The following is a 1,387-nucleotide window of genomic DNA, read 5'->3' as shown; positions in this document are numbered from 1 at the left end:
CCCGACCCGCTCCTACCGCACCCGGGAGCCGTTGCGGGTGGTCCGTGAGGTGACGGACTGGGAGCGGCTCACCCCCGAGGCGCTGCAGGACTGGCGCGACCGCATCGCAGCCCTGCGCGCCAACCCCGACGCCCAGATCATCAACTGACCGAGAGCCCGCAGAGCGCCGGACCGGTCAACGGCGAGAACGCGCGGCGCCTCAGGAGATCGGCGGCCGCCGGTCGGCCCAGGGCCGGGTGCGCTCCAGTTGCGCCGAGACCCGGATCAGGTCTGGTTCGGCGTTCGGGCCGCCCACCAGTTGCACGCTCAGCGGGAGGCCGTCGCGCGAGAACCCGGACGGGATCGCCGCGGCCGGATTGCCGAGCACGTTCCACAGGGCGGTGAAGCCGGATTCCTGGGTGGAACGCTGCGAAGCCGCCACGGCGCCGACCCCGTCGAGCTGCCCAACAGGAACGGCGGCGGACGCGGTGGTCGGCATGAGGATCAGGTCGAAGCGGGAGAAGAAGGTGTCCGCGAAGCGGCGTCCCGCCTCGATACCTGCCTTCTCCGCCCACGCGACCCGACCGCGCAGCGGGGCGGTGAGCCGCAGCAGCGTCCGCGTCCGGTGTTCGAGGAGGGCGGGGTGCTCGGCGCGGGCCGCCTCGTCGGACACGCCGGCGGCGACCTGCACGGTGAACGGCAGCGAGACGTTCGGGAACGGCGGATCCGTCTCGGTGACGCTGTGGCCGAGCGAGCGCAACGCGGTGGCGGTCGCGTCGAGGGCGGCGAGGGTTTCGTCGTCGGCGCGCAGCCCCCGGACCCCGCCTCGGTGCGTCACGGCGATCCGCAGCGACCGAGGCTCGGAGCGATAGGCCTGCGTGAGGGTTTCCGGCAGCGGGTCCGCGGTCCAGGCGTCGGTGGGCAGGTTCCCGGTGAGGACGTCGTAGATTAGGGCGCTGTCCTCGACGGTGCGCGTCAGCGGGCCGATCACGCCCAGGGAGCGCCACAGGTGCGTGGCAGGCGACGCCGACGTGCGGCCGCGCTGGCACTTCAGCCCGAATAGTCCGCACCACGAGGACGGCAGCCGGATCGAGCCGCCGCCGTCGCCGCCGATGCCCGCAGGGACCATGCCGGACGCCACCGCCGTGGCCGTACCGCCGCTGGAGCCGGCGGGGGAGCGCAGCGGGTTCCAGGGGTTGCGCGTGTAGCCGTTCGCGCTGGTCTCGGTGTAGGGCCAGATCCCGAACTCGGGCATCCGCGTCTTGCCGATGATGACCGCGCCCGCGGCCCGCAGGCGCCGCACGATCTCGCCGTCGCGGGCGGCCGGAGTGGTGAAGGCCGCTCCGCCGTAGGCCGTCGGCAGCCCGGCGACGTCGTTCTCGTCCTTGATCGCGATGGGGACGCCGTG

At 73.7% G+C, this 1,387-nt stretch carries 2 protein-coding genes; one reads left to right on the top strand and one right to left on the bottom strand.

The genetic code is table 11. From position 1 onward, the window contains the following. Positions 1 to 148, top strand: a 148-nt coding sequence (locus V7E09_RS08350) for an NAD(+)--rifampin ADP-ribosyltransferase (RefSeq protein ID WP_324523250.1), incomplete at its 5' end; no start/stop codon positions are given. A gap of 51 nt (positions 149 to 199) precedes the next feature. Here V7E09_RS08350 and V7E09_RS08345 read toward each other — a convergent pair. Next, the coding region (locus V7E09_RS08345) for an amidase family protein (protein WP_324523249.1) at positions 200 to 1,387 on the bottom strand (1,188 nt) is incomplete at its 5' end.

The organism is Propioniciclava sp. (assembly GCF_036744435.1).
Classification (GTDB): domain Bacteria; phylum Actinomycetota; class Actinomycetes; order Propionibacteriales; family Propionibacteriaceae; genus Propioniciclava.
Note: the sequence above shows the minus strand (reverse complement) of the source record. Positions and strands in the feature narration are given on the sequence as shown.